25 protein-coding genes are annotated in these 25,043 nt (G+C 63.2%); 14 read left to right on the top strand and 11 right to left on the bottom strand.

Annotated features, from left to right (window positions below):
- Window positions 1-318: 318 nt before the first annotated feature.
- Entirely contained in the window at window positions 319-639 is a 321-nt protein-coding gene (locus tag ACERJA_RS10315) for a HalOD1 output domain-containing protein (protein ID WP_373608104.1), read from the top strand.
- 38 nt (window positions 640-677) lie between these two features.
- Here the strand turns inward: ACERJA_RS10315 and ACERJA_RS10320 are convergent, their stop codons facing one another.
- The 6 genes from ACERJA_RS10320 to ACERJA_RS10345 all read right to left on the bottom strand — a co-directional run bounded on the left by ACERJA_RS10320 (window position 678) and on the right by ACERJA_RS10345 (window position 5,328).
- Entirely contained in the window at window positions 678-824 is a 147-nt protein-coding gene (locus ACERJA_RS10320) for a DUF1328 domain-containing protein (RefSeq protein WP_373608105.1), read from the bottom strand.
- Between the two features lie 288 nt (window positions 825-1,112).
- Window positions 1,113-1,502: a hypothetical protein gene (locus ACERJA_RS10325; RefSeq protein WP_373608106.1), complete on the bottom strand. Its 390-nt coding sequence runs from the start codon at window positions 1,500-1,502 to the stop codon at window positions 1,113-1,115.
- 202 nt (window positions 1,503-1,704) lie between these two features.
- Window positions 1,705-1,935 (bottom strand): selenoprotein, encoded by a 231-nt coding sequence (locus ACERJA_RS10330; protein ID WP_373608107.1) that lies wholly within the window; start codon window positions 1,933-1,935, stop codon window positions 1,705-1,707.
- Window positions 1,936-2,008: 73 nt separating this feature from the next.
- Entirely contained in the window at window positions 2,009-2,806 is a 798-nt protein-coding gene (surE, locus tag ACERJA_RS10335; RefSeq protein WP_373608108.1) for a 5'/3'-nucleotidase SurE, read from the bottom strand.
- A gap of 120 nt (window positions 2,807-2,926) precedes the next feature.
- Entirely contained in the window at window positions 2,927-4,477 is a 1,551-nt protein-coding gene (locus ACERJA_RS10340) for a small ribosomal subunit Rsm22 family protein (protein WP_373608109.1), read from the bottom strand.
- Window positions 4,474-5,328: a prephenate dehydrogenase/arogenate dehydrogenase family protein gene (locus tag ACERJA_RS10345; protein ID WP_373608110.1), complete on the bottom strand. Its 855-nt coding sequence runs from the start codon at window positions 5,326-5,328 to the stop codon at window positions 4,474-4,476. The genes ACERJA_RS10340 and ACERJA_RS10345 overlap by 4 nt, the downstream gene beginning before the upstream one ends.
- A gap of 171 nt (window positions 5,329-5,499) precedes the next feature.
- Here ACERJA_RS10345 and ACERJA_RS10350 point away from each other — a divergent pair, with 171 nt between their 5' ends.
- A complete protein-coding gene (locus ACERJA_RS10350) occupies window positions 5,500-6,231 on the top strand; it encodes an N-acetyltransferase family protein (protein WP_373608111.1) in 732 nt (243 codons plus the stop codon).
- Between the two features lie 90 nt (window positions 6,232-6,321).
- Window positions 6,322-7,359 (top strand): NAD(P)/FAD-dependent oxidoreductase, encoded by a 1,038-nt coding sequence (locus ACERJA_RS10355; protein WP_373608112.1) that lies wholly within the window; start codon window positions 6,322-6,324, stop codon window positions 7,357-7,359.
- Window positions 7,360-7,611: 252 nt separating this feature from the next.
- Here the strand turns inward: ACERJA_RS10355 and ACERJA_RS10360 are convergent, their stop codons facing one another.
- Window positions 7,612-8,799: a M24 family metallopeptidase gene (locus tag ACERJA_RS10360; protein WP_373608113.1), complete on the bottom strand. Its 1,188-nt coding sequence runs from the start codon at window positions 8,797-8,799 to the stop codon at window positions 7,612-7,614.
- Between the two features lie 129 nt (window positions 8,800-8,928).
- Here ACERJA_RS10360 and ACERJA_RS10365 point away from each other — a divergent pair, with 129 nt between their 5' ends.
- The 3 genes from ACERJA_RS10365 to ACERJA_RS10375 all read left to right on the top strand — a co-directional run bounded on the left by ACERJA_RS10365 (window position 8,929) and on the right by ACERJA_RS10375 (window position 12,189).
- Window positions 8,929-10,074 carry an outer membrane lipoprotein carrier protein LolA gene (locus tag ACERJA_RS10365; protein WP_373608114.1) on the top strand — a complete coding sequence of 382 codons (1,146 nt, stop codon included), beginning with the start codon at window positions 8,929-8,931 and terminating at the stop codon, window positions 10,072-10,074.
- A 69-nt stretch (window positions 10,075-10,143) separates the two neighbouring features.
- Complete coding sequence (gene aroA, locus ACERJA_RS10370) at window positions 10,144-11,436, top strand: 3-phosphoshikimate 1-carboxyvinyltransferase (protein ID WP_373608115.1); 1,293 nt, start codon at window positions 10,144-10,146, stop codon at window positions 11,434-11,436.
- 87 nt (window positions 11,437-11,523) lie between these two features.
- Window positions 11,524-12,189: a hypothetical protein gene (locus ACERJA_RS10375; protein ID WP_373608116.1), complete on the top strand. Its 666-nt coding sequence runs from the start codon at window positions 11,524-11,526 to the stop codon at window positions 12,187-12,189.
- 93 nt (window positions 12,190-12,282) lie between these two features.
- Here the strand turns inward: ACERJA_RS10375 and ACERJA_RS10380 are convergent, their stop codons facing one another.
- A complete protein-coding gene (locus ACERJA_RS10380) occupies window positions 12,283-12,834 on the bottom strand; it encodes a hypothetical protein (protein ID WP_373608117.1) in 552 nt (183 codons plus the stop codon).
- 151 nt (window positions 12,835-12,985) lie between these two features.
- On the opposite strand from ACERJA_RS10380, the gene aroC reads away from it, so the two are divergent.
- The 5 genes from aroC (at window position 12,986) to ACERJA_RS10405 (ending at window position 18,028) form a co-directional block, all read left to right on the top strand.
- Entirely contained in the window at window positions 12,986-14,137 is a 1,152-nt protein-coding gene (gene aroC / locus ACERJA_RS10385; RefSeq protein WP_373608477.1) for a chorismate synthase, read from the top strand.
- 229 nt (window positions 14,138-14,366) lie between these two features.
- Window positions 14,367-15,410 carry a thiamine pyrophosphate-dependent dehydrogenase E1 component subunit alpha gene (locus ACERJA_RS10390; RefSeq protein ID WP_373608118.1) on the top strand — a complete coding sequence of 348 codons (1,044 nt, stop codon included), beginning with the start codon at window positions 14,367-14,369 and terminating at the stop codon, window positions 15,408-15,410.
- Window positions 15,410-16,417 carry an alpha-ketoacid dehydrogenase subunit beta gene (locus ACERJA_RS10395; protein WP_136350869.1) on the top strand — a complete coding sequence of 336 codons (1,008 nt, stop codon included), beginning with the start codon at window positions 15,410-15,412 and terminating at the stop codon, window positions 16,415-16,417. The genes ACERJA_RS10390 and ACERJA_RS10395 overlap by 1 nt, the downstream gene beginning before the upstream one ends.
- Before the next feature lie 5 nt (window positions 16,418-16,422).
- Complete coding sequence (locus tag ACERJA_RS10400) at window positions 16,423-17,448, top strand: NAD(+)/NADH kinase (RefSeq protein WP_373608119.1); 1,026 nt, start codon at window positions 16,423-16,425, stop codon at window positions 17,446-17,448.
- A gap of 70 nt (window positions 17,449-17,518) precedes the next feature.
- Window positions 17,519-18,028, top strand: a complete 510-nt coding sequence (locus ACERJA_RS10405; protein ID WP_373608120.1) for a VOC family protein — start codon at window positions 17,519-17,521, stop codon at window positions 18,026-18,028.
- A 13-nt stretch (window positions 18,029-18,041) separates the two neighbouring features.
- Here the strand turns inward: ACERJA_RS10405 and ACERJA_RS10410 are convergent, their stop codons facing one another.
- Complete coding sequence (locus tag ACERJA_RS10410; protein WP_373608121.1) at window positions 18,042-19,844, bottom strand: 2-oxo acid dehydrogenase subunit E2; 1,803 nt, start codon at window positions 19,842-19,844, stop codon at window positions 18,042-18,044.
- 277 nt (window positions 19,845-20,121) lie between these two features.
- Here ACERJA_RS10410 and ACERJA_RS10415 point away from each other — a divergent pair, with 277 nt between their 5' ends.
- From ACERJA_RS10415 to ACERJA_RS10425, 3 genes are all read left to right on the top strand, one after another.
- Window positions 20,122-22,026 carry a 2-oxoacid:acceptor oxidoreductase subunit alpha gene (locus ACERJA_RS10415; protein WP_373608122.1) on the top strand — a complete coding sequence of 635 codons (1,905 nt, stop codon included), beginning with the start codon at window positions 20,122-20,124 and terminating at the stop codon, window positions 22,024-22,026.
- A gap of 2 nt (window positions 22,027-22,028) precedes the next feature.
- Window positions 22,029-22,964, top strand: coding sequence for a thiamine pyrophosphate-dependent enzyme (locus ACERJA_RS10420; protein ID WP_006064409.1), 936 nt, complete (start codon window positions 22,029-22,031; stop codon window positions 22,962-22,964).
- A 154-nt stretch (window positions 22,965-23,118) separates the two neighbouring features.
- Entirely contained in the window at window positions 23,119-23,403 is a 285-nt protein-coding gene (locus ACERJA_RS10425) for a hypothetical protein (protein ID WP_373608123.1), read from the top strand.
- Window positions 23,404-23,428: 25 nt separating this feature from the next.
- On the opposite strand, the gene ACERJA_RS10430 is transcribed toward ACERJA_RS10425, so the two are convergent.
- Complete coding sequence (locus ACERJA_RS10430; RefSeq protein ID WP_373608124.1) at window positions 23,429-24,595, bottom strand: outer membrane lipoprotein carrier protein LolA; 1,167 nt, start codon at window positions 24,593-24,595, stop codon at window positions 23,429-23,431.
- Between the two features lie 75 nt (window positions 24,596-24,670).
- Window positions 24,671-24,997, bottom strand: a complete 327-nt coding sequence (locus ACERJA_RS10435; protein ID WP_373608125.1) for a hypothetical protein — start codon at window positions 24,995-24,997, stop codon at window positions 24,671-24,673.
- Window positions 24,998-25,043: the final 46 nt, after the last annotated feature.

The following is a 25,043-nucleotide window of genomic DNA, read 5'->3' on the forward strand; positions in this document are numbered from 1 at the left end:
CGACAGCCGCGCGTGACCGATTGGACAGTCACTGCACACCGCATCCCACGACAGCGATGGTCTGTTACTCGGTTCAGTTGGCACTCGTCTGCGTGCCGGAAGACAAGACGAGCGTCACGCCGTACAACATATCGTATTCCATGAACGTAAATCGTGTCACACAGAACTTCCCTCAGAACAGAATTTATTGAAACGAACCGGTCAGGTACACCGTACGCAAACGACGCGTGTACCGCCGGGTAAGTAGTGACAACGTAGTTAATAGTGGTCCGCCCAACGAGAGAGAATATACTCGCAGCCACGACAACAGAGTTCGTCATGAATCCATCTCACTCGAGGTCGACTCGAACGGTAGCGGCACAGCACGGGCAAGATTGCCTGATCGTCGATGTGGTCGAGGCGTTGGCCGAGGCAGATCGGCTTGACCCCTACGAGGTCGAGTACACCCTCTATGAGTACATCAACCCGGAGGTCCTGACACAGTTAGCTGGTGACGAAGGTAACACATGGGAGTTTACCTTTGACGTCGCCGACCACGAGGTGACGATCACAAGCGATGGCCAGCTGTTTGTCGACGGTGTTCTCTGTCGAACCGACCTGACACTGCATCAGTCGACGGCGACGTGCACCTGCGGCTAACACGGCAACCCGGCGCAGGCGGTGAGTCAGACGGCGACTCACAGCAGCAGCGACAGGACTGCGAGGATGAGAAAGAGCACCACCAGCCACTTGGCGATGGACATGGTGACACCCGCGACGTTGGTCGCGCCGAGTGCGCCGGCGATGATTGCGATCACGAAGAACGCTATTGCGAGTTCTAACATAGCTACTGTAAGACGCGTTCGACGGAAGTGAATTCGGCCTGAATACGCCAAATTGGATGCGTATTGGTCCGACCGCGGTGTTGTCACATCTGGTTCGATGGCGACACGCAACGCAGGACTGTCGTGTGAACAGGGCTGTTCAACCGCTGGTTGTCACCATATGGGCGCTGCCGGAGTGCACACACGACCGTGGAGAACACCGTCGGAACTCTCTGCGGGTAACGCGAAGGCGAGAACCAACTGCGTGTTCACCTGCTGTGACGCCCGTTGTCTGTCGGCTGTGGCTCGTCACTCACTGAGATGTGATCGGTACCCTTTCGGTTCGAATCCACGCCGACAGATAACTCGTTTCCGGCCGACAGAGATCGCACTGATCTGTCCGTCGTCTTCCATCCGGTTGATGACCTCCGCCAGGTGCTCGTCCGACCAGCCAGTTGCTTCTCGAACAGTCGACTGATCGACACGGCCGCCACGTTTGACCAACAGCCTGAGAATTTTGTCCTCGTCCGGCAGGTCCTGTTCATCGACACCGTACTCGATCTCCTCTGCATAACTCAGTGTTTCGTCACCAGTTTCGTCGTCTGACTTCTCGGCCGTGGACTCGTCGTCCGCCGCTTCGTCCGTCGAATCCGACGACCAGAGAGACGAAAGCCGGGCCCAGAGTGCATTGAATACCATTGTTGATCACTTTCCGTCGAAACGATCGCTACTCGAACGCGTCTCTACGTTAATTTCGTGTTTCATATATTATCTATCCCTGTCGCTGGCGGTTACGGTATGAGTATCGTAATGCTTCTGTCGGCGAATAGCGACGGCCTTGCGACCCGCAAGTCAGTTATCACATCACCGATTCGACACACGCGGTGAGTCGGTATCGCGCTCACGATCGATCACGAATCTGATCGACGTCCTCGTCGACGATAGACGTGTCTTTTTGTGTGGTAACGACGACGTCGCTGTCGACTCGACCGCTGAAGACGCCGTGGACACCGGTCGCAGGTGTAACTGCCTCGAGGTGGTCGCCAATCGCCGACAGGCGCGCGTACTGGCGCCTCTCGGTCTGCTCGAGAGACCCACACGACACGCAGTGTTCGAGTTCGACGCTCGTCATAGCTGAGGATTCACCATCCCAATACAAATCAGTTCGGTCGCGAATTCCGTTCTCGTGTCGGTGAACAAGCAGCTTAGTGCTCGACGGCCGCCGGATACGTTTCTGCGAGTGCAGTCAGTGCCTCGTGATGGTTCGTCGAGTGGGGTGCTGTAAGCGGAGAGACGCTGATCCGTCCCTCGACGACGGCCCGACGATCAGTCCCGTCGGGGTCGGGCAGCGTTTCGGGATCCATCTGTTCCCAGACGCGGTCCTTGAGATGCACCCGATTCCCGTCGCGTTCGGCGTCCATCTCGTACCGTTTCGAGGGTCGCGTAACCTCGAAGGGAGCGGGCTCGCCGTCGGCAAGCGGGACGTTGACGTTGAGATACGCGGCATGGTCGAAGACGCCAGCTCCGAGGGCGTGGTCGACGAGGTAGCTCGTCACGCGAGTGGCTTCGGCATAATCGTCGACGTCGAGATCGATATCGCGCAGCGACGTCCCGGGGGCGGGAACGTACATCGAGGTGGCGATGGCAGGGACGTCGAAAAAGGCAGCCTCGACGGCGGCGCTGATCGTCCCCGACCGGCCAAGGACGTACTCGCCCAGATTCGCCCCCTTGTTACAGCCCGCGACGACGATATCCGGAACCGGGCCGAGTTCGGCCAACCCAGCGACGACGCAGTCGGCGGGTGTCCCATGGACGGCATACCCCAGCTCGTGGTCGCTGACGTCGACCTCGTGTGAGATCGAGCGCCCGCAAGCGCTGTGGTCGTTTGCGGGAGCGACGACGGTTACGTTGGCGTGTTCAGAGAGCACATCGTGTAGCGCCCGGATGCCGGTACTGTCGATCCCGTCGTCGTTCGTCAGCAGGATCTCGAGGGGGTCGCTCATATCACCGGGTTGGTGTCTAGTGCGAAAAGCCCACCGCTTTTGGGAGTCAGCGGTCCGAAAACTGGGCCGTGATCGTCGAACGACGTCGGCAATGTGACGACCGGGTGAGTTGAGGTGGCGTCAGCCGAGCTGGTCGACGATCGTGTTCTCGTCGACGACCAGATTGTACGCCCCCTCGTCGTCGTTCCAGAGGGCGAGAATCTGTTCGAACGAACAGAGGTCGCCGTAATCGGCCTCGAGGAGCGGTCGATTGAGCTCGGTTTCGTTCGTCAGCACGGCGTAGTGGTCGATCGCCTCGCTCCCGTCGCTGATCTTGAACAGTGGGTTCGATCTGCTGGACCGCCCGCTGTAGTCGTCATCGCTCTCGCTTAGCGAGCGACTGAGCTTCGCCGCGACGATGTCGATCCGGTTGGTGACGTGGCGTTCCATCTCGGCCATCGTCGCCCAGTCGCTGGTCTCGAGTGCGACATCGAACCGTCGCTGGCCATCGAGACGTAACTGCGAGTACGAGAACTGGACGTCGACGTTGACGAACTCGCCGGGGGCGTGCTCGTCGTCGCTTTCTGGCGTCGCCGCGTCGAGTTTGCGCTGGAAGCGCGGCACCTCGAGGTCGGGTCTGACGTCGAACGACCAGCCACGATCTGAGGGGCGCTCGTTCGGCCAGAGGCGGACGGTTGGTCCGTAGACGGTCACGCGGCCGTGTCGGCCATCAGCGCTGTCCCCATCGGCGAGTCCCAGTTCGTCGGGCTCCCACAGCCGCTCGTCCTCGAGATCGCGTTCGACCGCACGAAGCCCGACGCTGGTGTTTTTATCGGCGGGAGCCATCGCGAGGGCCGTCCCGTCCGGGGCGAGCAGTTCGAGCGCCGAGCGAAGCACGGCCGTCGGGTCGTCGACCTCGCTCAACACGTTACAGGCGAGGATGAGGTCGAAGCCGTCGTCGGGAGCCGTTGGATCGAAGCCGTCGCTGTTGTCGTCGGTGACGGCAGCCGGATCGAACGCTTCTGCGGTCGTCCGGTGGATCGTCGAGTGAACGTTTTGTCCTGTCTCGTCGAGGAGTTCCTCAAGGATGTCCGCGGCGGCGCTGGGTTCGACGGCGTGGTACTCGAGCAAGGAGTCGTCGGGGAGATATTCACAGAGCCCGAGCGCTGGCCCGCCGACGCCAGCGCCGATGTCGAGGACGCGCATGCTGCGATCTAACAGCCCGCGCTCGGCGAGGTCGTCCAGTGCGTACTGGACGGCGGCGTAGTAGCCCGGCAGGTGGTAGATCGCGTAGCCCGCAGCGACGTCGTCGTCGTACTCGACCGGTCGTCCCTCGAGGTAGTGAGATTTGAATCGGCGGACGGTCGACCGTAGGAGGTCGCCGGTTGCGTCTTCGTGCCAGTTGACGCCGTAGCGGTCGGCCAACAGGTCATCGAGTCGGCGTTCGTACGATGTGGGGAGCTGTGTGACTGGCCCGTGCCGCGGCGACACCGGCTCGTCCGAAACGGGGACGAACGTGCCGTCGTCGCGCTCGAGCAAGCCGAGATCGACCGCCATCTCTCGGAGATGCTGGCGAACGACTGCCGGGTGAGGCGAGCCCTCGATGTAGTCACAGATCTCCTCGGGATCGATCGGTCTGACGTTGCGGAGATATTTAGCGTTCGAGCGGACGGCGTCGCGGTGATCACTCATTCAGTAGGTCCTCCATCTGTCTCGTCGGCAACGGGTTCTCGGTCCATGGTGTCGGCGTCGCAACGGGTCCCAACGCGGTCGCTCTCGCAGTCGTCAGCGGTGTGGTCCTCGCCGTGCCACTGTTGGGCAGCGTCTCGGTACAGCGACTCGAGTGTCGCCGGGTCGGCGTCGGCGATCGCCGATGCGGCGTCGGCGACCCTGTCGGCTCCATCGAACGTCTGCTGGATATCAGCGTAGACACGCGGCGTCCCGCCGGTTACTTGCTTGGTCAGCTGCCGGAGTCCCTGATAAATCGGTGTCTCGAATCCGTCCGGCACCGACTCGGCAGCGAGAGCAAACGAGAGCACGGCTGCGTGGGTTGCCGCTTGCACCGTCTCCATCGCCTCGTCGTGTTCGGTTGCCGTCGTCTCGAGTGGGTCGTTGCCACGCGCGACGAGCGACTCGAGCAGCGCATCGATCGCTGGGCCTGGCTTGTCGCTGGCGACCGCGATCGATCCGGGGGCCCGCTCGGGGGCAAACAGCGGGTGAAAACTCGCTCGCTCGAGGTCGGGTGCGTGGGTCGCCATCGCCTCGAGCGGTGGTTCCATCACGCCCGAGACGTCGACGATTGCGCGTTCGGCCCGGCCAGCGTGGTCGGCGATCGCGTCGACGACGTGACCCATCGGGACAGCGATACAGACGACGTCGTAGCTCTCAGTTCCATCGAGAGCGGTGGTTTCGGCGTCGTCCCCAACTGCACCGGCGGCTGCGACGGCAGCGTCTTCGTCCACGTCGGCGAACGTGACCGTGGCGTCCGTGGCCTGCCCGAACCACGTCCCCATCTCGCCCGCGCCGACGATCAGTACGTCCATCGACGCCACCTACCTCCCGACGTTGCAAAAGCCGTTCGATCGATCGTCTCGCGGGACCGTCTGCTTGCTCGAGCCGTTGGCGACGAGGCAAACACCTCTCTCGAATGCGAACGATCGTGGTTATTGATATCATCACCCAATATCTAAGTCACTAGTCTGCATACGAGCCGTATGGGAGCGACCGAACGGCCAACGTTTACATCAGACGCCAAGCGGCGTCTCTATGAGTACGTCGAGCGCAACGGGACCGTCAAGCGACACAAGCTCCTGGACGTCGTGTCGCTCTCGTCAGACGAGTTCCAGACACATCTCGAGGGGTTGAAAGCTGACGGCTATCTGCAAGAAGAGGGCGGAACGCTTCAGATCGCACTCGAGTTCGGGGCGGTGACGAAACACGAACGGGACGGTGTCGAGTTCGTCATCCGGCCGGGCCGACAGTCCGACTTCGACGGGCTCATCGAGACGATCCGGGACGTCACGTCGGAGGAGACGTACGTCGTCGCAGAGACCATCGCCGAGGAACTGCTCTATGAAGACACCGTCACGAGACACAACACCGTCAAATCCAGAGTGTTCTTCGTCGCGACGATTGACGGGGAGGTCGTCGGCTGGACCCATCTCGATCTGCCACAGATCGAACAGATGCACGGCACTGCCCAGCAGACAGTCGGCGTCCGCGAGGCCCACCGCGGCCACGGGATCGGCAGCAAACTCCTGAGTCGCGGCCTCGAGTGGGCCGAAGCCAACGGCTACCGGAAACTGTACAACAGCGTGCCGATCACCAACGATCGTGCCCTCGAGTTTCTGACCCATCACGGCTGGGATACCGAAGCGATCCGCCGAGATCACTACGCAATCGACGGCGAACTCGTCGATGAAGTGATGATGGCCCGCGAACTCTAACACACACCGCCACACGTCGCCGTTTGCCAACGCCGGCAAGCGACACAGGCTGGGCCGAACTACTTGGGAGGGGAGCCCTGAGTAGCAGCTATGACACGGATCGGGATCGTCGGTGCTGGTGTCGCCGCCGCGGCCGCAGCGGACACGATCGAAACGACACACGAAGACGCGTCGATCACAGTCTTCGAGAAATCTCGCGGCCTCTGTGGTCGCGCGGCCACGCGACGCCGTGACGGCATCAGGTACGACTACGGCGCGAACTACGTCAAAGACGCCGACGAGCGCGTGGTCGAGTTGCTCACGGAGACGCTCGAGACCGATGGGCTCGTCGATATCACGGAGCCGGTCTGGACGTTCGACAGCGAGGGCAGCGTTTCTGAGGGCCGGGCTGCAGACGAGCACAAGTGGACCTACCGCACGGGGTTGACCCAGCTCGCAAAACGGCTTTTCGGCCGCACCAACGCGACGATCCATCGCGAGACACGCATCGAGACGCTCCGGCGAGACGACGAGATGTGGCATCTCGAGGACACTGATGGCGACCAGTGGGGTCCCTTCGACATCGTGCTCTTGAACCCGCCAGCGCCACAGACAGCCGACCTGTTGCGGTCGGCCGAGTGGGACAGTGACCGACGCGGGCCGCTGCTCGAGGCCGTCGACGCCGTCCCCTACCGAACGATCTGGACCGGCGTTTTGCACTACCCGTTCGATCTCGAGGTGCCCTACTATGGACTGGTGAACACGGACAAAGAACACGAGATCGGCTGGATCTCACGCGAGGAGTGCAAGCCGGGCCACGTCCCCGACGGCCAGTCCCTGCTGATCGTCCAGGCCAACCACGAGTGGTCCGTCGACCACTACGACACAGACCCCGAGGCGAACCTCGAGGAACTGGCGTCGCTGACTGCGGCTGTATTCGACGACGAGCGCCTGCTCGAGCCGGATTGGACGGACCATCAGGGCTGGCGCTACGCTCAGCCCGAGGCCGCAGTCGACCGGGAGCCGCTCCGGGAAGCCGAAGCCGAGGGGCTGTACTGTCTCGGCGACTGGGTCGCCGGCGAGGCGCGAGTTCACGCTGCGTTGCGCAATGGGCTCGAGGTCGGCGATCGCGTTGTGAGTGATGAGTAAGACGTGGACTGTCACGTTGGGCGACGACGAGCCACTGGCTCGCACACACCGGAACCACTGATTGCCACGTCCTCCCCAACCGATTCGCGCTCCGCTGTCGCTCGCTCATCCCTCGCACAGTGTCGGACCACGATTCGCTCGTCGCTCACCGTGGTCCAGCGCGCGCCACCGCAGCAGTCAACGTCGAACCCGCTTCGTACTCGGTAGTTGGCTCGAGGCCCGCGCTACTCAGCAGTTGGCTCGAGGCCCACGCTACTCGGTAGTTGGCTCGAGGTCCACGCGGTAGTCGGTCAGATTCTCGTAGCCGTCCTCAGTGACGACGACCAGATCCTCGATCCGGACACCGCCAACGTCGGGGTCGTAGAGGCCGGGTTCGATCGTGATCACGTGGCCGGCTTTGAGTTCCCCTCCAGCGGGCGAGACGCTCGGAGCCTCGTGAATATCGAGGCCGACGCCGTGGCCCGTGCCGTGGATGAAGCCAGTCTCGGCGCTGGGATCGCTCCGGAGGGTGTCGTAGCCGGCGTCTTCGATTACATCACAGACGACGTCGTGGACGTCTGCGCCGGTGACACCCGCCTCGACGGCCTCGAGGGCGGCCTCGTAAGCCGTTTTGGTCACCTCATACCGTCGTCGGGCCTCCTCGCCCGGGTCGCCGCGGGCGAAGGTGCGGGTCATATCCGCGAAGTAGCCAGTCTCTTTGTCCCGCGGGAAGATGTCGACGACGATCAGTTCGTCGGCCTCGAGCGGCCCACTCCCTCGGTTGTGCGGGTCTGCGCCGTCGGCGCCGCAGGCGACGATGGTGTCGTCGAGGCTACAGCCCTGGCGAAGCAGTGTCACCTCGATTTCGGTCTTGACACGCTCGCTGGTGAGTGGCTCGCCGTCGTGGACGAGCACGCCGTCCTCGATGTCGGCAGTCGCGATCAGTGCCTCGGCGGTCGCCATCGCGGCCTCGTTGGCACGCTGGCTTGCCTGGATCTGCTCGCGTTCCCACTCGGTTTTCGTCGCCCGAACGCCTTCGATGATCCCCTCGGGTTCGACCGTGACCTCGAGGCCCTGTGCTCGCAGCCCGTCCGCGGTTCCCGTCGGGAACGATCGCGGGACAGCGAGCGAGTCGACGCCGTGGTCGGCACAGAACGCTGCGACCATGCGACATTTCCCTTCGTAGGGGCCGTGGTCGGCGACGAGTTGCTGGTAGTCGTAGGCCGACCGGCGCGTCACCGAGTCGGCGCTCGCGTCTGCCTTCGCACGACCGTACTCAAGACCGGAGACGAGCAGGTGGACGCCCTCGGCCGTGACGAGCGTCTGGTAGGGATCCGGTGCGGTGAAGCCGGAGACGTACCGCTGGTCCGAGTCGGTCCCGTCGGCGTCGATACTGTACCCGTCGATGGCTTCGGCCTCGAGATACTCGCGCAGCGACGAGAGGTCGACGTCTACGTTCATGGGCGGGTGTCTAACGGGCGGCCACATATACTGTTCGCTGTCGTCGGTCACAGAGCCCAGTTCGAGGGCGGACACCATGGTTCGATTCAAACCCATATTCTTATCAACAAATGCGATTATCTGGCGTACATGAACCGTCGACGGGTCCTCGCAGCAGGGGCCGTGGCTGCACTGGCTGGCTGTGTGAGCTACACTGCCGATGGCGATGACTCACCCAGCAGCGATGAACTCGTTCAGGACGCAATCGAGACACGAAAGCGGATGACTGACCTCACAGCCCGTCGGACGATGACGGTCGAAACGCCCGACAAGACGACTGAACGGACGGAGGCCGTCGCACGGCAGCCGCCGGCCAAACAGCGAATCGAGGTGCTCGAGTCGACCGATCCGAGCGTCCCGAGTGGCTCGGTCACGGTGACGAATCGCGCGGAAACGTGGGAGTACAATCCCGAGACTGAGACGGTCGACAAACAGTATCACCCGAACAAGGTCGACACCGATCGAACGCGACTCGTCCTCGAGGCCGTCCTCGAGAACAACCGACTCGGATACGAGGGCACGGCGACTGTCGATGGACGCGACGCACATATTATCGAAACGAAGCCGCCGGTCGACGATATCGGGCCGACGATCGACCTCGTCGTCGGGGACACGACGTTCGTCGTGCCGCTGCGAGCGACGGGGGATCTCGAGGAACTCGACGTCTCCCGGACCATCTGGATTGACGACGAGTATCGGTATCCGATCAAGGAGGAAAACACGATCAGCGACGACGGCGAGACGCGCCACCGCGTTGCCGTCACCTACGAGGAGTTAGCGATCGATACGGGACTCGAGCCGGAAACGTTCACCTACGAGCCGCCGGCGGACGCGACCGTCGTCACCGACGGCCCCGAACCCGAGGGGGTCTTCGAGACTCGCGCGGCTGCCGAGAAGATCCTTCCGTACAGCCTGCCGGAGCCGGACGTGCCGGATTCCTATGTGCTCGACCGAATCACCGTCGTCAAAAAAGGCGAGGGATTCGGGACCACCACGACGCTGTGGTATAACGACCCGAACGTAATCGCTCGCGAACTGTTCGTCGTCGTTCGTACCGTCCAGCGGTTCAACCCGGACGCCCTCGAGGAGACCGAGATCGACGGCCGAACGGCCTACCGTCGAGACGGACGAATCCAGAGCGTCTTCTGGGCCTGTGAGGAGCTGAACTACGAGGTCTCGAGTCTGACCGACGACACACCGTTGCTCGAGATCGCGGCCTCGATCGGCTGTCCGTAAGCGCCTGATCGGTCCGCAACGAGTGTGCGGATCGGTACCGGTAAGGCAGGCCCATCCCACAGACAGAGCATGAACGTCACGATCACACCCTCGAGCCTGCAGGGTACGGCACAGGCACCGCCATCGAAGAGCTACACCCACCGAGCGATCCTCGCGTCGGGGTATGCGGGCCAGACGACAGTCCGCGACGCACTCTGGAGTGCCGACACGCAAGCGACCGCGCGGGCCGTCGATCTCTTTGGTGGGTCCGTTTCGCGGGCCGACGACGGCACGCTCGAAATTGAGGGCTTCGACGGCCAGCCCGACATCCCCGCGGACGTCATCAACTGCGACAACAGCGGGACGACGATGCGGCTGGTCACGGCCGCCGCCGCCCTCGCCGACGGCACCACCGTCCTCACGGGCGACGAGTCGCTGCGCTCGCGTCCACAGGGTCCGCTGCTCGAGGCGATCGCCGACCTCGGTGGCGAGGCGAAAAGCACGCGCGGGAACGGCCAGGCCCCGCTGGTCGTCACCGGCCCCATCGCCGGCGGCGAGGTCGCGATTCCGGGCGACGTCTCCTCGCAGTACATCACTGCCCTGTTGATGGCCGGCGCCGTCACCGACGACGGGATCGATGTCGTCCTCGAGACCGAACTCAAGTCCGCGCCGTACGTCGACATCACGCTCGAGGTGCTCGAGGCCTTCGGCGTCGACGCACGCCAGACGGCCGACGGGTTCTCGGTCGAGGGCGGCCAGTCATACGATCCGGTGGGCGGCGAGTACGCCGTTCCCGGCGACTTCTCGTCGATCTCCTACCCGCTCGCCGCGGGGGCGATCGCCAGCGAGGACGGCATCCGCATCGAGGGTGCCAACCCGAGCGCACAGGGTGATACGGCCATCGTCGACATCGTCGACCGGATGGGAGCTGACGTCGACTGGGACCGCGAGGCGGGGACCATCGACGTCTCGAGTGCCCCGCTGTCGGGGATCGAGGTTTCCGTCGAAGACACGCCGGACCTGCTGCCGACGATCGCAACCCTCGGGGCCGTCGCCGACGGTGACACCCACATCACGAACGCCGAACACGTCCGCTACAAGGAGACCGATCGCGTGAGCGCGATGGCCGAGGAGTTGGGCACAATGGGCGTCGCGACGACCGAAGAGCACGACTCGCTGACGATCCACGGCAGCGACTCGACGCTCGAGGGTGCGACCGTCTCCGGCCGGGCCGACCACCGGATCATCATGGCACTCGCGCTCGCGGGGCTCGTCGCCGACGGCGAGACCACCGTCGAAGGCGCTGACCACGTCGACGTCTCGTTCCCCGGCTTCTTCGGCCTGCTCGAGGCGCTTGGGTGTTCGCTCGAGCGCCAGTCCTGACTCTTCCGTTCGCTCGAGTCGCGATTCAGTAGGTACGTGTGTCAACTGAGTGTTAAAGCTTATTTTACTATTAAATCAACCAATATTATGACCGACGTGAATAGAGTTCAGTTAGTTGTAGTCTTCGGAATTGCTCTCCTTGGTATCGGGTTGGTCTTTAATCCGTTTTATTTGTATCCGAACGGCGGGGGTGAGTGGGAGAGGACGTATCACGTTACGCCGATAGAAAACGAAACGATGGCCTCCCAAGCGCTAGGTCTCTCCGGAGAGGTGCTGGGATGTCCGAGTGACCGACCGTGTGTGTTAGAGCAGCAGATTCTTGAGGACGGTTCCGTGGAATCCGACGTTCCAGTGTACGGAGACGAGTCGCCGTGGTACACCGTCGTACGAACCGCGAACGGAACGTACGTTCCGGAGCGGGGAGTGGAGGAGAACGAAACCGTGCTAACGCTAGAAGAGGTTACTCCGATGGAAGCCGTCGAAGAAATTGCCGTCCCTACCGATGAACGACCGGAAGAAGTCCGCGAAGCCGTTACAACCGGATCGGTCACCGTCTACAGTGAGACGGTTGAAACGTTCGAACGAAATGAGGTACTCGAGCACGACGGAGAATACTATTACCAGACGCGAACAAGGGGCAGCTCGCACTGGACGGGCGATGGCAGCCTCGCTCAAGTCAGAGCCCTCCTCTTTCTCATCGGGGGCGGATTAGTCGCCTATGCCGGGTGGCGGTTCAAAGAACTGTCTGACTGATAAGAGGCGATTCTTGATTGATAACTATGGTTCCTGAACTTTTGTTATTTTCACACGTTAATATAAATAAAGAGGTCGTATTACCAATAGCTGCTAACAGTGGTCGGCCTCGGATTCGGTTGTCGCCTCAAAGCCGTCCTCGAGGACGAACAGCTCCGTTGCCGGACAGGGGTCATCGAACGATTCGGCCTCGATGTCGGGGGCGTCGACGGCCGTGTCGTCGACGGTGACGGTCACGTCGAACTCGTTTCGCCCGTGGAGGAAGACGGCGACGTGGGCCTCGGGGGCGAGGTCATAAGAGCCGCCGGTGGAGATCGAGCCGTCGGTGGAATCGATCTCGAGGCTGACGGCGTGGCGCTCGTCATCCAGATTCCAGAGTCGGACGCGATGGGGTGGATCGTCGCTCGACTGCGTGCCGATGACCGAGCGTCCGACCGGGTCGTCCGGGTCGGCGGGCGGTTCGACGGTCGTCTCGCCGGTTCCGTCGCCGGTAGTCTCGGACTCCCGATCGCCGTCAGTTCGGTCGTCACCCGTTCCGTCGGCGGCGTTCTGTTCGTCCGACGACTCGTCGAGGGAGAAACAGCCCGCGAACGCGATAGTGATACTCGAGACACCGACGCCAGCGAGCAACGATCGACGGTTCATGTTGTGCCCCGTCAGACAGGGGTCAGCATAAAGGACGTTGGGCAGGCCAATGCCGGTGTGGGAAGTGCCCGTGGGCGCTCGAGTGTGTACCGTGGTGTCCGACAGTATGAATCCTGCACCGCTAAGTGTCCCCGTCACTGAGAGTGCCGTAATGAACGGCAACCGCTTCGGTCGCCTCTTCCAGGTGACCACGTTCGGCGAGAGCCACGGGGAGGCGATGGGCTGTACAATCTCGGGCTGTCCCGCCGGCCTCGAGTTGACAGAAGAAGACATTCAGAAAGACCTCGATCGGCGCAAGCCGGGTCAGTCGATGATCACGACCAGCCGCGGCGAACCCGACGACGTCTCGATCAAATCGGGGATTCAGGACGGCTACACGACGGGGACGCCGATCGGATTAGTTATCCAGAACAAAGACGCCCGCTCGGGCAAGTACGAGCCTTTTATCACCGCGCCGCGACCGAGCCACGGCGACTTCACGTACTCGGCCAAGTTCGGGACGCGAAACTGGGGCGGCGGCGGTCGCTCCTCCGCACGTGAGACGGTCAACTGGGTCGCCGCAGGTGCGATCGCGAAGAAACTCCTCGAGCGAGAGGGGATCGAACTCAAGGCCCACGTCAACCAGATCGGCGACGTCGAGGCCCCTGACGTGAGCTTCGAGGAGATGCTCGAGCACTCGGAAGAAAACGACGTCCGATGTGCCCACCCCGAATCAGCCGCGGAGATGCAGAACCTGATCGCGGAGTATCAGGAGGAAGGCGATTCCATCGGTGGCAGCATCGAGTTCGAGGCTCGAGGCGTTCCCGTCGGCCTCGGGGCACCGCGCTTTGACTCGCTTTCCGCACGACTCGGGCAGGCGATGATGGCCGTTCCGGCGGCGACCGCCTTCGAGTTCGGCATCGGCACGGAGGCTGCCGAGTGGACCGGCAAGGAGCGAAACGACGACTGGGAGTTCGACGACGAGGGCAACCCCGTCCCGGTCGAGAACGACCACGGCGGCATTCAGGGCGGCATCTCGAGCGGCGAGCCGATATACGGCGAAGTCACGCTCCATGCACCCACCTCGATCCCGAAGACCCAGCAGACGGCCGACTGGGAAACGGGCGAACTCAAAGAGGAGAAAGTCATCGGTCGCCACGATCCCGTGCTCCCGCCACGAGGCGTCCCCGTCGTCGAGGCGATGCTTGCGCTCACCCTCGTCGACTTCATGCTGCTGTCGGGACGACTTAACCCCGACCGCGTCGACGGCCAGCCCGGCACGTACGACACGGACTACCACCCGAGCAACCCGCGAAACGAGTGAACGGCCGCGCCAACACGACACGCAGCAGGGGTCGGTGGCCTGACAGCTAGTCGTACCGTGTCCGTGTCGCGGCGCTGTTAGGCTTCTCGAGCGACCACGTCTTTCAGTTCTCTTCTCCCGGTCGCTCATTTTCACGACGAACGTTTTGGATAGAGATACAATTTCGTTGTACCACGGTGTGGTAATTGGTAGCATTTATATTAGGGATTGTGGTACGGTATTATGCATCATGGCCGATTTCGACTTAGCAAGCCAGGAGGGCCGACTCGAGGCGCTGCGACGGATGGTAACCATCCGGGCGTTCGACGAGGAGGCGGGGGATCGATTCGCAGACGGCGAGATACCGGGGTTCGTCCACCTGTATATCGGCGAGGAGGCGGTCGGGGTCGGCACCTGTGCCGCCCTCGATCCGGACGACTACATCGCGAGCACTCATCGCGGCCACGGCCACTGTATCGCGAAAGGGCTTGATCCGCAGTATATGATGGCCGAGCTCTATGGCAAGGCCGATGGCTACTGTAACGGTAAGGGTGGCTCGATGCACATCGCAGACGTCGACGCTGGGATGCTCGGCGCGAACGGCATCGTCGGCGCGGGGCCACCGATGGCGACTGGCGCGGCGCTGTCGATCGACTATCAGGACCGCGACCAGATCGCGGTCGGCTTCCTTGGCGACGGGGCCGTCGCGCAGGGACAGGTCCACGAGGCGATCAACATCGCGGCGACGTGGGACCTGCCTGCCGTCTTCGTCATCGAGAACAACCACTACGGCGAGGGGACGCCAGTTGAGGACCAGCACAACCTCGACAACCTGAGCGACACGGCACAGGCCTACGACATTCCCGGGCTGACCGTCGACGGGATGGATATTACCGCCGTCGCCGAAGCCGTCTCGGAGGCTCGAGACCGCGCCAGAGCCGGCGACGGGCCGACGATCGTCGAGGCCGAGACCTACCGCTACCGCGGCCACTACGAAGGCGACGAAGAACCGTACCGCGACGACGCGGAGATCGAACGCTGGCAAGAGCGCGACCCGATAGAGTCGTTCAGAGATCGACTGATCGACCGCGGCGAACTCACCGGCGAGGAGTTCGACGAGTTGCAGGCCGACATCGAGGCCGAAATCGATGCCGCGATCGAGTTCGCCCAGGACGCTCCAGCGCCAGAACCGCACGAGGCCTACGAAGACATGTTCGCGGAAATGCCACCGGAGATCGAACGCTTTGCCAGCGCCGCCCGCACGGACGGCGGCCGGCCAGGAGGTGACCGATAATGACTGCACAGGTAGAATCCGAACTCGAGACTGAAACCGAGGAACTGACCGTCAGAGAAGCGATCCGACAGGCGATGCGCGAGGAACTCGAGCGCGACGAGGACGTTTTCCTCATCGGCGAGGATATCGGCGTCTTCGGCGGCGTGCTCGAGGTCACGGGCGATCTCTACGAGGATTTCGGCTCGGAGCGGATCAAGGACACGCCGATCAGCGAAGCCGGCTTCATGGGGGCAGCGACGGGTGCGGCGGCAACCGGCACGCGGCCGGTCGTCGAACTCATGTTCTCGGACTTCGCCGGCGTTGCGATGGAACAGATTATGAACCAGATGGCGAAGATGCGGTATATGTTCGGCGGCAAAGCGGAGATGCCGGTCACCGTCCGCACCACCGAAGGCGGCGGCATGGGTGCAGCGAGCCAGCACTCGGGGACGGTCCACTCCTGGATCGCTCACTTCCCCGGCCTGAAAGCCGTCGCCCCCGGCACTGCGGCCTCGGCAAAGGGCCTGACGAAAGCCGCCATCCGCTCGGACGACCCCGTCTTCGTCTTCGAAAATAAGATGATCTACGAGCAACGAGGCGCGGTGCCGACCGACGAGGACTTCACCATCCCGATCGGCGAGGCCGCCATCGAACGCGAGGGTGAGGACGTCACCGTCGTCGCGACCCAACGGCTCGTCGGCGAGTCGCTCGAGACGGCCGAAAACATGGCTGACGACACGAGCGTCGAAGTGATCGATCCACGGTCGCTGTACCCGCTCGACATCGACACCATCGTCGAGAGCGTAAAAAAGACCGGCCGACTCATCGTCGCCGACGAGAGCCCGCTGTCCTACGGCACCCACGCTGAAATCGTCGCTCGCGTCCAAGAGGAGGCTTTCTTCAGCCTCGACGCACCGATCCAGCGCGTCGGCACGCCCGACACGCACATCCCGTTCAGTCCACCACTCGAGCAGGAAGTGCTGCCTTCCGGCGACGACGTCCGTGAGGCGATCCGGCGGGTGACATAGCCATCGTGAGCCGCGTCGGACTGATCGTCAACCCCGCTGCGGGCCGCGACATCCGGCGGCTCACCGGTGGCGCGAGCGTCGTCGACAACTACGCGAAGCGTCGGGTTGCGACCTGTGTCCTCGAGGGGCTGACAGCGGTTTCCGAGCCGCCGGACGCGCTGGTTATGCCCGACAGACGAGGAATCTCCGACCACGTCCTCGAGGAGGCTCCCGACGACCTCACTGTCGAGACACTCGAGATGCTCGTCGAGAGCACCGCAGCCGACACACGCCGGGCAGCCACCCGGTTTCGCGAGGATGATGTCGACGTCGTCGTCGCGCTCGGCGGTGACGGAACGACTCGCGATGTCGCCTGCGAGATCGGTGACGTGCCCGTCGTCGCCGTCTCGACCGGAACGAACAACGTCGTGCCGACGGCCGTCGACGGCACCGTCGCGGGCGTCGCTGCGGCACTCCTCGCGACGGGTGCAGTCCCGGCGGCCGACGCGACCACGCGCCACGGGATGATCGAGGCCCGCGCGGAGACCGCAGGCGGCACACAGCGGCTCTCGGCGCTCGCGGCCGCCGAGGTGTCCACACAGTCGTTCATCGGAACGCGGGCGCTGCTCGATCCCAGTGATCTCCGCGGTGGCGTCGTCTCGAGGGCTCATCCGGCCGATATCGGCCTCGCCGCCATCGCAGGGGCCGTCGAGTGCCTCGAGCCGACCGAACCGGGCGGTGTCGCCGTTCGATTAACTGAGCCCGACGACGCCGCGCGGACCGTCCGTGCAGTGCTCGCTCCGGGGGTCACTGCGACCGTCGGCATCGAGTCACTCGAGCGACTCGAGTGGAACGAGCCCGCCGCGTTCGACGTTCCCGACGGCGTCGTCGGGGCCGACGGCGAGCGCGAACTCGAACTCACCGAGACAACGGTCGAACTCACGCCCGTCCCCGACGGCCCGCGACTCGTCGACGTCGATGCGACGCTTTCAGCCGGTGTCGAGGGCGGCGCACTCGAGCACGCCGGTCGGCTGCAGTCGACCGAGGACTGATCGCTGACCGAACGGTTCACTCGCTCGAGAGTACTGGAAACACTATTTTGCCCGGTGTGGACAGCCAACTATGGTTGGCAATTCCATACCACAGTTAGACGTCGAGATCCCAGAGCTCTCACAGGTCGCGTTTGTCGTCGAAGACCTCGAGGATGGGATGGATCGTTTCGAGGGACTGCTCGGAGTCGGCCCGTGGCAGGTGTACCGGTTCGAGCCGCCGGCGCTGACCGACCGCTCCTTCCGCGGGGAGTCCCACGAGTACTCGATGCGGCTGGCGCTGGCCCAACTCGGCGAGACGATGCTCGAGTTGATCGAACCCCTCGAGGGACCGAGCATCTACACCGAACACCTCGACGAGCATGGCGAGGGCTTACATCACGTCGCCTGCTTCGCGTTCGACGATCCACACGCCGTCGTCGAGACGTTCGAAGACGCCGGCATGCCCGTGATCCAGAGCGGCAACTTCGACGGCGTCGAGTACTGGTACTTCGACACCGCCGACGAACTCAACGGGACGATCTTCGAAACCGCGGCGAACGTCGATTCGATTCCCGAGCCGGAGATGACCTACCCCGAGTGAGCGGACGACGGCGTCAGACTCGCTCCCAGCTGATCTCGACCTCGAGGTCGTCTCTGACCACCTGCGAGACGTGACAGCCCCGTTCGCCGATATCGACGAGTCGGTCGAGCGTGTCGTCGTCAGCGTCGGACTCGAGGCTGACCGTCGCCTCGAGCTGTTCGATCGAGCCGTGTTCGGGCTCGGCGGTCGTCGTGACGTCGATCCCGTCGATCGGTGTGTCGCGTTTGCCGGCCTGGAAGCGGATGCTCAGTGAGAGACAGGCAGCGAGCGAGCCGAGGAAGACGTCGACCGGCGTTGGCCCCGTTTCGGTGCCGCCGGCTTCCTCGGGTTCGTCGTATCCCCACTCGAACGAGCCAGCCTCGATCGTGCCGGCCATGCCCTCGGGGTTGTGTGCCGTGACCGTACGCTCGGGCATCTCCGTTTGTGCGCTGACTCCTGCGTCGGCACTGATTTCATCGGGCAGCAGCGCCCACGGCTCCTCGAGGTGTTCGACGAGGCTCTCGAGGAAGCGGGCGGCGTCAGCCCCGTCGACGATGCGGTGGTCGAAAGAGAGATCGAGTGGAAGTTGTCGTCGCCACTCCACCTCGTCGTTCGACCCACGTGTGGGGGCCTCCGAAATCGCGTTGACGCCGAGGATAGCGACCTGCGGCGGGTTGATAACCGGGTCGAACGACTCCACGCCGAGGACGCCGAGGTTCGTCACGGTGAAGGTCCCCCCCTGCAGGTCGTCCATCGTGTACTCGCCCTCGAGGGCCGAGCCAACGAGGTCGCGCCGTTCGTCGGCGATCGTCTCGAGCGACTTGCTCCCGACGTCGCCCAACACGGGCGCGATCAGCCCGTGTTCGACGTCGACGGCGAGGCCGACGTTGTGTTCGGCCCAGAGCGTGTGGACTTCGTCCTCGAACGTCGCGTTGAATTCGGGATGGTCCTCGAGCGTCGCCGAAATGGCGAGTACGAGCAGGTCCTGAATCGAGACGTCGGTCTCGAGGGCGTCGTCCGCGGCGTCGGTGGCGTCGAACAGCGCCTCGGCATCTGCCTTGCGGTGGACCGTCACGTGAACGGCTTCCCGATAGCTCTCTCCGAGGCGGGCGGCGATCGTTTGGCGCATCCCGCTGAAGGGGCGTGTTTCGACCGGCGTTCGATCGCCGCTGCCGGCCGCATCTTCCACATCGTCTTCAGTAATTGAGCCCTGATACCCGGTCCCTTCGACGGCTGCGAGATCCACACCGAGTTCCTCGGCGCGCTTGCGTGCTCGCGGCGAGGCGTTGACGTCCGCCTCGGCGGCCCCACCCGATTCGGCGGCCGCTTCGACGTCGTCTTCGGTAATCGAGCCCTGATACCCCGTTCCCTCGACGGTCGAGAGGTCGACCTCGAGTTCGGCGGCGCGCTCGCGGGCCCGCGGCGAGGCCTGAACCTCCCCGTCGGCCGTGTCCGTCGCGGCTGCCGTCTCGCTCACTGCACCGCTGTCGGCGCTTTCGGTCGCCGTATCGTCGGCTGCTGGCTCCTCGGCCGCCGAGTCACCCGTCGCCTCCTCGATGTCGGCCGACGCCTCCGCCTCGAGGTCGCCGATATCGGCGTCTTCGGGCGCGACGATTCCGATCGGCGTGCCGGGTGGAACTGTCCCACCCTCCTCGAGATACGTCTCCCTAAGGACGCCGTTCTCTCGCGCCTCGACCTCGGCGATGCTCTTTTCGGATTCGACTTCCGCGATCACCTCACCCTCCTCGACGGTCGCGCCCGCGTCGATCCGCCACTCGAGCAGTTCGCCTCGCTCCATCTCCAATCCCAGCTTTGGCATCCTGACGATATAAGCCATGAAATACCATACCATAACAGTCACATAAAGCGTGCCGGTAGCTCCGTGTCGTGAGACAGTCCGGGCGGCGCTGGTCAAACTGGCCAGTATGGACCCGACACTCGGTTATCGAATACGCATGATTCTGCATGATCTTTTCATAAGGTTCACGCAGTCGTGCCGGGTACTGGATGATTGTTCATTCTTCACGATAGATATATGGTAATGTATAGCAAAGGCTTTAGGTTCAGTAGGGCAAAATTCCGGTACGGTTGGCCCACAGGCCACTGATTTACCTATGAGCGACGACGAACTCATCTGGCGAATCGCAGGCGGTTCCGGAGACGGAATCGACTCGACGAGCCAGAACTTCGCAAAAGCGCTGATGCGCTCGGGGCTCGACATCTTTACTCACCGCCACTATCCGTCGCGGATCCGCGGTGGCCACACGTACGTCGAGATTCGGGCCGCAGACCACGAGGTACAGTCACGCGGGGACGGCTACAACTTCCTGCTCTCGCTGGGCGACTCCTTCGCCCGCAACCCGCAGGAAGAGGCCTATTACGGCAACGAAGAGATCAAGCCGCTCTCGGAGAACCTCGACGAACTCCGAGAGGGCGGGATCATCGTCTACGACGAGGGCCTCATCAGCGAGGACGACGTCGAGGCGATCAACCTCGAGGAGCGTGCCGAGGAGAACAACTGGCACGTCTTCCCGGTCGACCTTCGTGGCCTCGCCAAAGAACACGGCCGCGAAGTCATGCGTAACACCGCTGGAGTCGGTGTCACGGCCGCACTGCTCGACATGGAACTCGAGCACATCGAGAATCTGATGTCGGACGCGATGAGCGAAGACATCCTCGAGTCGAACCTCGAGATTCTCCACGAGGCCTACGAGATGACCAAGGAGGAGTACGACTTCGAGCACGAGCTGCGTGCCCCCGAAGGCTCCCACGAGACCGAACAGGCGCTGCTGTCGGGCTCGAACGCGATCGCCTACGGTGCGATCGACGGCGGCTGTCGGTTCATCTCCGGCTACCCGATGACGCCGTGGACGGACGTCTTCACCATCCTCAGCCAGAACTTCCCCGACATGGGCGGGATCTCCGAACAGGTCGAAGACGAGATCGCGGCCGCCGCACTGGCCGTCGGTGCCAGCCACGCTGGCGTCAAGGCCATGTCCGGCTCTTCCGGCGGTGGCTTCGCGCTGATGTCCGAGCCGCTCGGCCTCGCCGAGATGACCGAGACGCCGCTCGTGCTCGTCGAGTCGATGCGTGCCGGTCCCTCGACCGGGATGCCGACCAAGCCCGAACAGGGCGACCTCGAGTTCGTGCTCTACACGAGCCAGGGCGACTCCTCGCGCGTCGTCTTCGCACCCGGCACCATCGAGGAGGCCTACGAGCAGACACGACTCGCCTTCGACATCGCCTGGGAGTACCAGATCCCGACGATCATCATCTACGACCAGAAGCTCTCCGGCGAGAACACGAACGTCGACGTCGAGTTCTTCGACCGCGAGCCCGAACCCGGACTGGGCACGACGCTGACCGAGGACGAACTCCTCGAGGCCGCCCACGACGCCTCCGGCAAGTTCGAACGCTTCGGCTACGATGACAACGAGAAGAACGTGAGTAAACGGTCGCTGCCCGGCCAGAAGGGCGGGCGCTACCTTGCGACCGGGAACGAACACTCGCCCGTTGGCCACATCAGCGAAGATGCGGACAACCGGGTCTACCAGATGACGCGCCGTATCGAGAAACTCGACACCATCCGCGAGGAACTCGACGAGGAACATCCCTCGAACCAGACCTACTACGGCGACGAGACGGCCGACTACGGCATCATCACGTGGGGCTCGAGCCACGGTGCCGTCGCAGAAGCCGTCGAGCGCCTGAACGATGACGGTCACTCGGTCAAAGGTATCACCGTCTCCGACATGATGCCGTTCCCCGAGCAAGAGATGACCGAATTCCTCGAGAGCGTCGACGAGGCGATGGTCGTCGAGATGAACGCCACGGCCCAGTTCCGCGGCCTCATCCAGAAGGAACTCGGCCGCTTCGGCGAGAAACTGACCAGCCTCCTCAAGTACAACGGCAACCCGTTCGAACCTGCCGAGGTCGTCGAGGGGTACGAGGTCAACGTCGCCGAGGAGGAGCGTGAACCGACTGCACAGGTCCGAATCGAACCCGCAGCAGGTGACTAACCATGAGTGCATTCAACGCAATCGGAGAGGAGCGAGAGATCGACCGGGACGAGTTCACTCCCGGTGTCGAACCACAGCCGACCTGGTGTCCGGGCTGTGGTGACTTCGGCGTCCTGAAGTCGCTGAAGCAGGCCCTCCCGGAAGTCGGTAAGACGCCGGAGGAAGTGCTGACGGTGACCGGGATCGGCTGTTCGGGCAAGCTGAACAGCTATCTCGACACGTACGGGTTCCACACCATCCACGGCCGTTCGCTGCCCGTGGCCCGTGCCGCCAAACTCGCCAACCCCGAACTCGAGGTCATCGCCGCTGGCGGTGACGGTGACGGGTACGGCATCGGTGGCAACCACTGGATCCACACGGCCCGTGAGAACCACGATATGACCTACATCGTGTTCAACAACGAGATCTTCGGCCTGACGAAGGGCCAGACCTCGCCAACGAGCCCGAAAGGCCACAAGTCGAAGACCCAGCCATCCGGCAGCGCGAAGACGCCGCTTCGTCCACTGTCGATGTCGCTGAACGCCGGTGCGAGCTACGTCGCCCGCACCGCCGCGGTCAACCCGAACCAGGCCAAAGAGATCATCAAGGAAGCCATCGAACACGACGGCTTCGCCCACGTCGACTTCCTGACCCAGTGTCCAACCTGGAACAAGGACGCCCGAGAGTACGTTCCGTACATCGACGTCCAGGAGTCCGACGACTACGACTTCGACATTACGGACCGTCGTGAGGCCGCTGAGATGATGCGCGAGACCGAGGACGTCCTCAACGAGGGCACCGTCCTGACCGGCCGGTACTACGTCGACGAGGACCGTCCGTCCTACACCGAAGAGAAGAAGGCCATCGGCGAACTGCCCGACCAGCCACTCGCTGAGCGCTACTTCGACGACGACGCCGAGTGGGAGCGCAGCTACGACCTGCTCGACCGTCACAAGTAACCGTCGGCAGTACCCTCACTGGAGGTTCCATTTTTCGCGATGTTGGCTGCTCGAGCGAGCAGAGAGTGACAACTGAGATAGTCGTGTCCAGCAGCCTTGATCGGGTGCTTCCCACGGCGACAGCTGCAGGCGACGGTACGGATCGGTGGTGCTTATGCAACTCCTCGTTGCAAAGCGAACCATGACGGAGCGGACCTCCCCACGACGTATCAAGACATACATCCGAAATCGGCTGTTGTTGCTGGGAGTGTTCACCGTTCTTATCGTGCTCTTTCGCTGGATCGACGTGTTTGGCTGGATTCCCTCGGTCGGCTGGATTGGGTCCTCCCACTGGCGAGAGTTCGGTGTCCTGCTTATCGCCGCGCTAACGACCCTCGTATGGATTATCGCCGGCGCGTTCGGTCTCATCCGACTCTATTACTGGATGCAGGAAAACTAGTGTGACCAGCAGTCCACCGCGACAGTCAACACTCGAAGCCAAGCGACTCACCAACGACAATCGCATCCTCCGCGTCACCGACAGCGTCGCTGACGAACACCGAGTAGTACAGCCCGTCACACGACCACTGCAGTTCCGTCCCCTGCTCGGTGGCCTCGAGCGTGCCCGTCGTCTCACCGACGCTGACCGAGTCGCCGTCGGTCGCGAACGCTCGAGGCCCGTCGCTCGTCGTCACGGCGACCGACTCGCCAGCCTCGCTGCGATAGAACAGTGACACCTGTCTGCGGTCTTTGTCGTGGAACTCGTAGCTGCTCGCGCCGTCGAAGGAAACGGCGTCCGGCAGCGCGTCGGCTGACGGCTCGGCGACCGCGAACGGCGCTGCCGCCTCGGCGTCGGCGACCGTGTCGTACTGGTCGATCGTTGGGAAGACGAACTCGGTTTCGTCGGTGTCGTTGTCCGCGGCCGTCGGTGGCTCGAACAGGTCGTCTGCGAGGCCGCCGTTGATCGAGAGATTTCGATACGTCGTCGTCAGTTCGATGCCGTCGCCAGCGATGGTGTGTTTGACGGGGAACAGCGTCTCCTGCTCGAGCCAGAGTTCGACTCGGTCGGCGCTTCGCTCGTCGGGGTCGGCTTCGGTTGTCTCGAGTGGGAAGACGTACTCCGTCTGGGCGACCTGAACGCCAACTGAGCGCTCGATCGTTTCGTTCGCTGGTGGCTCGAACTCGACGCGATAAGCGTCCTGACCGTCGAACTGCACCTCCTCGAGAGCGGTCACGTCGTAGGCGTCGAGGTATCGGTCGGGCTGAGCGGAGAGCCCCTCGAGCAACGATTTCGCGTTCGGATCGCGTTCGTAGCTGCGGATGGCGTCGCGCTCGAGGTCGTGAATGTATCGGTCGGTGCCATCGCTGACGATGACTTGCTCGCTGCCGTTTGTGGTGGTCTCGATCCGACTGGTGCCGTCCGCACGGAGCCAGACCGTTTCGGTACGCTGGCTCGTCTCCCCGTCGATCGTTTCGCTGATTTCGACGGTTGCTGAGAGCTCGTCCGGCGGCTCGGTGTCGTTGAGTTGATCCTCGAGGGAGTCCTGTGAGAGACCGGCGTCCGGAACGGCAACACAGCCGGCGAGCACTACAGTGAGGAACAACGCAGCGGCGACGCGGAGAGGAACGTGATCGGGAGCGGAGACGCGCATATCAGTAACAAGCACAGTCAATCCCTATTATGTCATCGGCTCGAGATCGACAGGCCGATCACGCCAACGAGCGCCTCAGCCGTCGTACTCGCCGCGGTAGCCGACACCACGTGCGAACAGTTTCGTCAGGTAACTCAAGACGAGCAGCGAGACGAGCAGCCCACCGAGCGCAAAGGGGTGAAAGCCGTAGATCATCTCACGGATTGCATAAACGACGACGAGCACACCCATGAGCAAAGCGGTGCCGCCAGCCCACCGGGAGACGTACGCCGGATCAACCGATTCGTCGTAGTTGGCGTGGAGGTCAGCGCGTCCGCGGATGGCGATCACGTAGCCGAGATACAAGATTGCGAGGCCACAGAGCAACCAGACGGTCCCGCTGATGATGTTCGCATCGACCATGTCGTTCTCCCGAAACTGGGGTCACTGAGCGAATAAGTCCGACGGT

The organism is Natronorubrum sp. A-ect3 (assembly GCF_041821125.1).
In the GTDB taxonomy this organism is placed as follows: Archaea; Halobacteriota; Halobacteria; order Halobacteriales; family Natrialbaceae; genus Natronorubrum; species Natronorubrum bangense.

What these genes read in the sequence shown, in the direction of transcription:
- ACERJA_RS10315 (WP_373608104.1), top strand. Translation starts at nt 319, where the DNA reads ATGAATCCATCTCACTCGAGGTCGACTCGAACGGTAGCGGCACAGCAC.
- ACERJA_RS10320 (WP_373608105.1), bottom strand. Translation starts at nt 824, where the DNA reads ATGTTAGAACTCGCAATAGCGTTCTTCGTGATCGCAATCATCGCCGGC.
- ACERJA_RS10325 (WP_373608106.1), bottom strand. Translation starts at nt 1,502, where the DNA reads ATGGTATTCAATGCACTCTGGGCCCGGCTTTCGTCTCTCTGGTCGTCG.
- ACERJA_RS10330 (WP_373608107.1), bottom strand. Translation starts at nt 1,935, where the DNA reads ATGACGAGCGTCGAACTCGAACACTGCGTGTCGTGTGGGTCTCTCGAG.
- surE (WP_373608108.1), bottom strand. Translation starts at nt 2,806, where the DNA reads ATGAGCGACCCCCTCGAGATCCTGCTGACGAACGACGACGGGATCGAC.
- ACERJA_RS10340 (WP_373608109.1), bottom strand. Translation starts at nt 4,477, where the DNA reads ATGAGTGATCACCGCGACGCCGTCCGCTCGAACGCTAAATATCTCCGC.
- ACERJA_RS10345 (WP_373608110.1), bottom strand. Translation starts at nt 5,328, where the DNA reads ATGGACGTACTGATCGTCGGCGCGGGCGAGATGGGGACGTGGTTCGGG.
- ACERJA_RS10350 (WP_373608111.1), top strand. Translation starts at nt 5,500, where the DNA reads ATGGGAGCGACCGAACGGCCAACGTTTACATCAGACGCCAAGCGGCGT.
- ACERJA_RS10355 (WP_373608112.1), top strand. Translation starts at nt 6,322, where the DNA reads ATGACACGGATCGGGATCGTCGGTGCTGGTGTCGCCGCCGCGGCCGCA.
- ACERJA_RS10360 (WP_373608113.1), bottom strand. Translation starts at nt 8,799, where the DNA reads ATGAACGTAGACGTCGACCTCTCGTCGCTGCGCGAGTATCTCGAGGCC.
- ACERJA_RS10365 (WP_373608114.1), top strand. Translation starts at nt 8,929, where the DNA reads ATGAACCGTCGACGGGTCCTCGCAGCAGGGGCCGTGGCTGCACTGGCT.
- aroA (WP_373608115.1), top strand. Translation starts at nt 10,144, where the DNA reads ATGAACGTCACGATCACACCCTCGAGCCTGCAGGGTACGGCACAGGCA.
- ACERJA_RS10375 (WP_373608116.1), top strand. Translation starts at nt 11,524, where the DNA reads ATGACCGACGTGAATAGAGTTCAGTTAGTTGTAGTCTTCGGAATTGCT.
- ACERJA_RS10380 (WP_373608117.1), bottom strand. Translation starts at nt 12,834, where the DNA reads ATGAACCGTCGATCGTTGCTCGCTGGCGTCGGTGTCTCGAGTATCACT.
- aroC (WP_373608477.1), top strand. Translation starts at nt 12,986, where the DNA reads ATGAACGGCAACCGCTTCGGTCGCCTCTTCCAGGTGACCACGTTCGGC.
- ACERJA_RS10390 (WP_373608118.1), top strand. Translation starts at nt 14,367, where the DNA reads ATGGCCGATTTCGACTTAGCAAGCCAGGAGGGCCGACTCGAGGCGCTG.
- ACERJA_RS10395 (WP_136350869.1), top strand. Translation starts at nt 15,410, where the DNA reads ATGACTGCACAGGTAGAATCCGAACTCGAGACTGAAACCGAGGAACTG.
- ACERJA_RS10405 (WP_373608120.1), top strand. Translation starts at nt 17,519, where the DNA reads ATGGTTGGCAATTCCATACCACAGTTAGACGTCGAGATCCCAGAGCTC.
- ACERJA_RS10410 (WP_373608121.1), bottom strand. Translation starts at nt 19,844, where the DNA reads ATGGCTTATATCGTCAGGATGCCAAAGCTGGGATTGGAGATGGAGCGA.
- ACERJA_RS10415 (WP_373608122.1), top strand. Translation starts at nt 20,122, where the DNA reads ATGAGCGACGACGAACTCATCTGGCGAATCGCAGGCGGTTCCGGAGAC.
- ACERJA_RS10420 (WP_006064409.1), top strand. Translation starts at nt 22,029, where the DNA reads ATGAGTGCATTCAACGCAATCGGAGAGGAGCGAGAGATCGACCGGGAC.
- ACERJA_RS10425 (WP_373608123.1), top strand. Translation starts at nt 23,119, where the DNA reads ATGCAACTCCTCGTTGCAAAGCGAACCATGACGGAGCGGACCTCCCCA.
- ACERJA_RS10430 (WP_373608124.1), bottom strand. Translation starts at nt 24,595, where the DNA reads ATGCGCGTCTCCGCTCCCGATCACGTTCCTCTCCGCGTCGCCGCTGCG.
- ACERJA_RS10435 (WP_373608125.1), bottom strand. Translation starts at nt 24,997, where the DNA reads ATGGTCGATGCGAACATCATCAGCGGGACCGTCTGGTTGCTCTGTGGC.